This window comes from Stackebrandtia soli (assembly GCF_965137155.1).
GTDB lineage: Bacteria > Actinomycetota > Actinomycetes > Mycobacteriales > Micromonosporaceae > Stackebrandtia > Stackebrandtia soli.
In genome coordinates, this window is sequence record NZ_CBCRZX010000006.1 from 144,859 (window position 1) to 152,070 (window position 7,212).

At 69.4% G+C, this 7,212-nt stretch carries 8 protein-coding genes and 1 riboswitch; of the genes, 6 read left to right on the forward strand and 2 right to left on the reverse strand.

The genetic code is table 11. The features are described 5' to 3' along the window. Window position 1: 1 nt before the first annotated feature. Entirely contained in the window at window positions 2-754 is a 753-nt protein-coding gene (locus tag ACM9NP_RS06155) for a hypothetical protein (protein ID WP_415645612.1), read from the forward strand. A gap of 138 nt (window positions 755-892) precedes the next feature. On the opposite strand, the gene ACM9NP_RS06160 is transcribed toward ACM9NP_RS06155, so the two are convergent. Continuing rightward, window positions 893-2,263: an aminotransferase class V-fold PLP-dependent enzyme gene (locus ACM9NP_RS06160; RefSeq protein WP_415645613.1), complete on the reverse strand. Its 1,371-nt coding sequence runs from the start codon at window positions 2,261-2,263 to the stop codon at window positions 893-895. A gap of 32 nt (window positions 2,264-2,295) precedes the next feature. Then, window positions 2,296-2,409, reverse strand: a riboswitch (SAM riboswitch). A 347-nt stretch (window positions 2,410-2,756) separates the two neighbouring features. On the opposite strand from ACM9NP_RS06160, the gene ACM9NP_RS06165 reads away from it, so the two are divergent. The 5 genes from ACM9NP_RS06165 to ACM9NP_RS06185 all read left to right on the forward strand — a co-directional run bounded on the left by ACM9NP_RS06165 (window position 2,757) and on the right by ACM9NP_RS06185 (window position 6,954). Continuing rightward, complete coding sequence (locus ACM9NP_RS06165; RefSeq protein ID WP_415645614.1) at window positions 2,757-4,136, forward strand: PrsW family intramembrane metalloprotease; 1,380 nt, start codon at window positions 2,757-2,759, stop codon at window positions 4,134-4,136. A 92-nt stretch (window positions 4,137-4,228) separates the two neighbouring features. Beyond that, a complete protein-coding gene (locus ACM9NP_RS06170) occupies window positions 4,229-5,356 on the forward strand; it encodes a hypothetical protein (RefSeq protein ID WP_415645615.1) in 1,128 nt (375 codons plus the stop codon). Between the two features lie 101 nt (window positions 5,357-5,457). Beyond that, window positions 5,458-5,916, forward strand: coding sequence for a hypothetical protein (locus tag ACM9NP_RS06175; RefSeq protein WP_415645616.1), 459 nt, complete (start codon window positions 5,458-5,460; stop codon window positions 5,914-5,916). A 95-nt stretch (window positions 5,917-6,011) separates the two neighbouring features. Continuing rightward, window positions 6,012-6,512, forward strand: coding sequence for a tRNA adenosine deaminase-associated protein (locus tag ACM9NP_RS06180; RefSeq protein ID WP_415645617.1), 501 nt, complete (start codon window positions 6,012-6,014; stop codon window positions 6,510-6,512). Between the two features lie 4 nt (window positions 6,513-6,516). After that, a complete protein-coding gene (locus ACM9NP_RS06185; protein WP_415645643.1) occupies window positions 6,517-6,954 on the forward strand; it encodes a nucleoside deaminase in 438 nt (145 codons plus the stop codon). A gap of 13 nt (window positions 6,955-6,967) precedes the next feature. Here ACM9NP_RS06185 and ACM9NP_RS06190 read toward each other — a convergent pair. Continuing rightward, a partial coding sequence (locus ACM9NP_RS06190; RefSeq protein WP_415645618.1) for a hypothetical protein occupies window positions 6,968-7,212 on the reverse strand: 245 nt, incomplete at its 5' end.

Below are 7,212 nucleotides of genomic sequence, written 5' to 3' on the forward strand. Positions count from 1 at the left end.
GGTGAGCCGAACCCGTCGAGCCGACGAGCCCCCCGCCCGCGATGAACGTGCTGTGGGGAATCAGGCGCTACAACACAGTCTGGGCGCCACTTTCGGGGCACTCGCGCTGGCGATGGTCGTCGCCACCGTCATCGGCGTGTGGTTCAAGCCGCCCGGCGCGCCCGTGCGGATCCCCGACCCCGACGCCCTCGTCACCGGGGGCTGCGCCGCTCCGGTCACGGAGGACTCCCCGACCGACTACGTCGGCATCGGCTGCGATTCCCCCGAGGCCACCATCCTCATCCTCGGCGTGACCACCCCCGTCGAGGACGGGGAACCGGACTGCCCCTACGGCACCGACCAGCTGATCGAGGTGTGGACGCCCCCCGTCGTGCCGACCGCGACGCCCAGTCCGACCGAGGACGACCCCGAGGCGGAAGAGGACGAAGCGGAGGAGACGGAACCCGAGGTCACGGAGATAGTGTGCGCCCGCAACCTGTACCCGCCGCACCCCGGTGATCGGGGAGCCGGCGGCGGACAGGTCATCATCGGCGACTGCGTGGCATCGGTCGACGGCGTGCTGTCGGAGACCCCGTGCAACGGCAGCGGTGAAGTCGAACCCGAGTACAAGATCCTCGACGTCGTCGCGGACGCGCTCGACTGCCCGGAGGCCACCGAGACCGAGATCGACCGGTGGCCCGGCATCGAACCGGAGGAACCGGGCTATCACGTCGCCTGCGTCATCGCCTTCACCCCGGACGCCGACGAGGACTGAGGCCCCCGTCCGTCCTCTTCGCTTGGTTGGGCAAAGTTCTCGCTTGGTTGGTCAAATTGCGGAATCAGGCGTGTTCTCGCAATTTGACCAACCAAGCCGAGCGTTTGCCCAACCAAGCGGGCCTGAAGAGGGTTCCCGTCAGAAGGAGAGAGTTCGGCGCGGGTCGTCGACCGGCGCGTATCGGCCGTCGATCACCGCGTACGGAACGGCCGGGCCCTTGCCGACGAGCCGGGCCACACCCGCGATCAGCCTGTCGACATCGTCGACCGTGGTCCCCAACCCGACGCTGGCCCGAACGGCCTGAGTCGTCGACGGGTCGCCGCCCGCCTCGTGAACGAGCCGTCGCGTCAACGGGTGTGCGCAGAACAGCCCGTCTCGCACTCCCACCCCGTGCTCCGCGGACAGCACGGCGGCCACGAGCCCCGCGGACCAGCCGTCCACGATGAACGCGACGGTGCCGACTCGCGGCGAGTCGGCACCGAACAGGTGCAACTGCCGGACTCCGTCGATACGGGCGAGACCCGTCGCCAGCCGTCGCCGCAGCGCGTCCTCCTCGTCGACGAGCCGTTGCCAGTCGGTGGCCCCCAGCTCGGCGCAGACGGCTCCCAAGGCCACCGCTCCGATCACGTTCGGGCTGCCGCCCTCGTGCCGCGCGGGGCCGGTACGCCAGGTGACGTCGCAGGTCGCGTCGCCGACGAGCGCGCTCGCACCGCCACCGGCGAGGTGCGGGGGCGCGGCGTCCAACCAGTCCGACCGGCCCGCCAGAACCCCGCACCCGAACGGGGCGTACAGCTTGTGCCCGGAGAATGCGACGTAGTCGACGCCGAGCGCCGCGACGTCGATCGGGCGATGCGGGGCGAGTTGAGCCGCGTCGAGGAAGACACGGGCGCCGAATCGGTGCGCCAGGCGGGTGATGTCGGCGACGGGGAACAATTCGCCGGTCACATTGGACGCACCGGTGACCGCGATGAGGACCGGGGCGTCATCGCCGAGAACGGCCAGGGCGGCCCCGATCGACGCGACCGCCGCCCTTGGTGAGGCGGGGGCGGGGAGCCGGACGAGATCCGGCCACGGCAGGAGGTTCGCGTGGTGCTCCGAATCGAACGCGACGACGCGCGTGCGGGGCGGTAGCGCGGACGCGAGCAGGTTGACGGATTCGGTGGTGTGCTTGGTGAAGATCACCTGGTCGTCAGGGCGACAGCCGAGGAACGCGGCGACCTCGCCGCGAGCCCGCTCATAGGCGCGGGTGCACTCGGTCGACAGCCATCCCGCTCCCCGGTGCACGGCGGTGTACCGGGGGAGGAGTTCGGCGACGGCCTCGGCGGCGGCACGAACGGCGGGAGCGCTCGCGGCGTAGTCGAGGTTCGCGTACGGGACGCGACGGCCGTCGACGAGCGGGACCGGCGGCGGGGACACGACGTCGAGCGGCGCGGTCGCGGGAGCGAGGTCCACCAGACGGAGCGGGCGGAGCGCCTGCTCGTTCGGAGCCGTGATTGTAGACAGTGACATGTGGCCTCCAGGGTCCGACCGGACCCGCTGAAGGCCCGCGCTTGCCGGATGCCTGTTGGCATCTGGCCTGGTCTTCACCTGGGGCACCCCACGCGGAGTTGGGTTGCCGGACAGCCAGCCAGGGCTTCGCGCTGTCACTCATGACCTGGGACGACGATAACAACCGTCCGACGTCGTGTCCAGGCGGGATTCCGCGATGCGGGATGTGACTCCGGTCAAGTTCGGGAGCCGAGACCGACGGTGCCGCCGGGAGTCGTTGCCGAGGAACGGCTCGGGGCTCGCGCTGGAGACAGGTGAGCGTCGGTCCGCGCCTTCGGGCCATGAGGGCTTCCAAAGGTCCGCCGAAGTGCCCGACCGGCAGCCGGTTCGTCCGCTCCGAGGTGGCGTCGACGCTCGTGATCGGCTCCGTCGGAGGTGCGGCACCGAGGGGTCGGTGACTCCGAAGACGGCATTCGCGGGCAGCGGGGAGGCCGAGCGTCGCTAATCTGGTGCGATGACTGCCGTTCCGCCGAATCCGACCCCGACCGGTGGCGTCGCCTCGTCGGAGGCACCGCCAGCGCCGGCGGGCACCGGCGACGGCTTCTCCTGGCGACGTTTCCTGATGATGTCCGGCCTCATCCTGGTGCTCGGCGCCGGCGCCGTGGTGCTGCTCTGGGTGATCGGCAGCAATCTCGGCCTGCGGGCGACGATCATCGGGATCGGAGCGGCGATCCTGCCGGTGCCGATCCTGGTGGTGGCGTTCCTGTGGCTCGGCCGCTACCAGCCGACACCCGCGAAGTACCTCGTCTTCGCCTTCGCTTGGGGCGCCTGCGTGGCGACGTCGGTGTCCCTGGGTGTCAACACTTTCGGCGGCTATCTGCTGTCCGAGCAGCTCGGGGAGGGCTGGCTCGCCGACACGTTGACTGCCGTGGCGGTGGCACCTGTGATCGAGGAGCTGACGAAGGCTCTCGGTCCGCTGCTGATCTTCGTGTTCCGGCGTCGGTACTTCACCGGCATCATTGACGGCATCGTCTACTGCGGTCTGTCGGCGGTCGGTTTCGCGATGATGGAGAACATCCTGTACCTCGGTGGCAGTTTCGCCATGGGGGACAGCATGTTCGGCACGGCGGGGGGCGCGTTGACGACGGCGATGCTGTTCGTCGTCCGCATCGTCCTGACGGGTTTCGCGCATCCGCTGTTCACCGCGATGTTCGGCATTGGGCTCGGGCTGGCGATTCGTCGTCGTTCGCTGGCCGCCAAGATCGCCGTACCGACGGTGATGTTGCTCGCCTCCATGGTGTTGCACTCCGCGTGGAACCTGTTCGCGTCCTTGAGCGCGACCGTCCTGGCCTCCGGTTATCTGTCCATCATGGTCCCGATCTTCGCGACGACGGTGGGCGGCGCGCTCTGGCTGCGGGCGAGTGAGGCCCGACTCGCGGTGCACGTCCTGCCCGACTACGTCGCGGGTGGATGGCTGTCGCCGCCGGAGGTGGCCGCGCTGGCGACGTATCGACGTCGCGCGTCGGCGAGGCTGTGGGCGAAGCGGGTCTCGGGCGACGAGGGTCTCAAGGCGATGCGGGAGTACCAGCACGTCGCGACGCAGTTGGCGTTGCTTCGGGATCGATACCGCCGGGGGCTCGCGACTCCCGACGATCCGGCGCGGGAGCACTATCTGTTGACGACTCTCGTCGCGTGCCGTGGCGCCTTCGCGGGTCGGGATCCGTCGATGCCGCGCGCGGTGTGGGACGGCCGGTACTACCAGGTTCAGTTCCCGGACGGTTCGGTCCGCCAGGTCAACCCGCCCGCCCAACCGGTCATGCCGATACCGATCGCCATCGATCCTTTCGGGGGCGGCTATGCCAGGCCACCGGCGATGCCGTGGATGCGCGGCTGACCGACCGGACGCGAGGTCGGTGTCGGTGATGCGCCAGCGGGAAGGCGTGGCGATCCGCTGCCGCGATCGTGACTGCTGACACACTGCCGGTTATGAGACGGGTATTCATAGCTCTATGCGCGCTGGCGCTGGTCGCCGCGCTACCGGCCGTGGCGCACGCCGTCGAGGTCTCCGATCGGCCGATGGCGGGAACGGCGTTCAACGGCACCGTGCACGCGGTCCTGTATCACGACGACGTCGTGTACTCGGCGGGCGAGTTCACGCTCGCCACGGATAGAGGCAAGCGGTACAACCGGTCGCGGGTGGCGGCCGTGGGCGCTGACGGGACGCTGCGGGCGTTCGCACCCGTCGTCGACGGAACGGTGTACGCCCTGGAGACGGACGGGACGTACCTCTATCTCGCGGGTGTGTTCGCGCGCGTCGGCGACGTCGCCGTCAAACGGGTCGCGCGCGTCTCCCTAGCCGACGGAACCGTCGACGAGGACTTCGACGTGCGCATCTCGGGTACCCCGCGTGCCCTGGAGGTCGCGGGCGGGCGCCTGTACATCGGCGGCGATTTCAACACCGTCAACGGTGTCGCCAGGTCCAAGATGGCGGCCGTCGAACTGTCCGACGGCGTCCTGGTCAACGGCTTCGTCCCGGTGTTCGACAGAGGCGTGCGGGCCATCAAGGCGTCGGGGTCGCGGATCTACGTCGGCGGTGGCTTCACCACCGTGGGCGGTAGGTCGGCACGCGAACTCGTAGCGCTGACGTCCGTCGGCACGATCGATTCCGGCTTCGCCGCCACGGCAAAGGGAACCGTCTATGACATCGACGTCGCGAGCGGTCAGGTGTACACCGCGGCGGGTGGACCCGGTGGGCGCGTTCACGCGTACCGATCGGACGGTTCCACCGCGTGGGAGCGCACCGCCGACGGCGACGTCGTGGCCGTGACCGTTCACGGCGGAGTCGTGTACGCGGGCGGGCACTTCGAGAAGGTCTGTAAGGACGAGCAGGTCGGGGACAAGGGCAAGTGCCTGTCGGGTGTGTCGGCGCGTCGGGGCAAGCTGTTCGCGTCGTCGACGTCCGGCACGCTGCTCGGCTGGAACCCGGACACCGACACGACACTCGGCGTGCTCACTATGGACGATGGTGGGGGCACCGTCGCCGCCGGGGGAACGTTCCTGACGTTCGCCGGGCGCACCATCGCGCAGCGGGCGTTGGCACTGTTCGGCGGTTGACGAGTGGCGGCGGCGCGTCGGGTACCTCGGGTATCCGGCGCGCCGTCGCCGTGTTCGCCGGGCCGTGGCGGACGTGGGCGCGGCCCCTTACTCTTGTCGTCATGACCGAATCGAAACCGGGCTGGGTCCCGCCCACCGCAGGCGGCGACCGTCGTCAGACATGGCCGGGTTCGGTTCCGTCCGTTGGTTCCTGGGAGCCGGAGCGTCCCGGCGCGGCGCGGCGAGCGCCCGTTTCGACACCGGTCCGGCCCGCGTTGACGGCGATTCGCCCGTTTTTCCGTGAGGCACACCGGGTAAGGCCCGCGATGGTCGCCGCAGGAGCGGGCGTCACCGTATTGTGGTTCCTGATTACCATGCTGCTCGCCGTCGACCTGACGTCCACATTGTGGGTGATACTGGTCGCAAGCGTGTTCGCCGCAGGAGCGGCGTCGGTGCTGGCCCGCTACGGTGACCGCGGCGCGGCGACCGGCATCGCCGCAGTGGCAGGCACCGCGTCGGCGGTTGTCGGCGCTGTGGTGGAATGGCACGCGTTCGTCGGTGGGGCATGGATTCTGTGGTGACCGGACCCTCCGACACCACCCTTACCCATATCTGACTATGCTGCGCAAGGCTTTCTTGCCGGGATGGTCCAACCTGTATTCAACGGGGGTGCACCTTGTCCTATTTCGCCGCCGCCGCCACCCGCGCGGATGACTCCTGGGATGCCGTCGAGGTCGATCTCGACGGCGTGACCGACCTTGATGACGTCGTCGATCGGTTGCGCGACGTCGATTCGAGCGCCAATATCTCGTTGCTGTTCGTCGAAGCCGATGACGAGTACTTGACCGTCCTGCGGCTCGACAACGGCGACGACCTTCGCGTCTTCTGCTCGGACGCGCCGTTCGCCGAGGAGAGCCGTCTCGGCGGGATCCTGTTGTCCGACACGGACACCGACACGAGCTCCTCGTCCGACGATGACGACGAGGAGACCCCGGTTCGCAGCGAACTCGACGCGGAACCGGTCGGGGAGACGGACCTGCTCACCGACCTGGGCGTCTCGGCGTCCGTGCTGCTGGAGCTCTGCGCCAAGGACGGCATGCTCCCGTCGGACGTGACCGTCGAGGTCGCGTCGCGGATCGGTTTCAGCGACGTCCTGGAAGAGGTCCACGACGCGTAGGACACTGCACGAGGAATGGATGCGCCGTGCCCTGACGGTCGCCGCGACGGCGGGGGCGGACATCCCGATCGGCGCGGTCGTCTACGACGCCGACGGCGGGGAACTCGCCGCGGCGGCCAATGCCCGCGAGGCCACGTCCGACCCGACGGCGCACGCCGAGATCCTCGCCATCCGCGAAGCCGCCCGTGTCCACGGTGACGGCTGGCGTCTCGAAGACTGCACGCTCGTCGTGACGGTCGAGCCCTGCACGATGTGCGCGGGGGCGATCACGCTCGCCCGGATCGGCGCCGTGGTGTTCGGGGCGTGGGAACCGAAGACGGGGGCCGTCGGCTCGCTGTGGGACGTCGTGCGCGACCGTCGGCTGACCCACCGCCCGGAGGTGTACCCGGGAGTCCTGGCGGACGACGCGGCACGCTTGTTGCGGGGGTTCTTCGGCCGTTGACGATCGGGACGGCTCACGCGTGGCCGGAGTCGCCCGAGTGCTTCATGATGTAGTCGATGAAAGTGGCCCGCAGCAACGGTTCCGCTTCCCCGTAGTCGGTGTTCTCCGCGGTCAGCTCGTGCCATAGCTCGATGACGGAGTCGATCGCCGGACCGAGCGATCCGAGGGAACCGTCAACCTGTTCGGCCTCGGGGGCGTGCGGCAGGTGACCCACGATGCCCCAGAAGAACCGCAGGTCGTGGCGCTTTCTGGCGAGGG

Excerpts from the sequence above, each read along its gene's own strand:
- ACM9NP_RS06165 (WP_415645614.1), top strand. The coding sequence starts at position 2,757 with ATGACTGCCGTTCCGCCGAATCCGACCCCGACCGGTGGCGTCGCCTCG.
- ACM9NP_RS06170 (WP_415645615.1), top strand. The coding sequence starts at position 4,229 with ATGAGACGGGTATTCATAGCTCTATGCGCGCTGGCGCTGGTCGCCGCG.
- ACM9NP_RS06175 (WP_415645616.1), top strand. The coding sequence starts at position 5,458 with ATGACCGAATCGAAACCGGGCTGGGTCCCGCCCACCGCAGGCGGCGAC.
- ACM9NP_RS06160 (WP_415645613.1), bottom strand. The coding sequence starts at position 2,263 with ATGTCACTGTCTACAATCACGGCTCCGAACGAGCAGGCGCTCCGCCCG.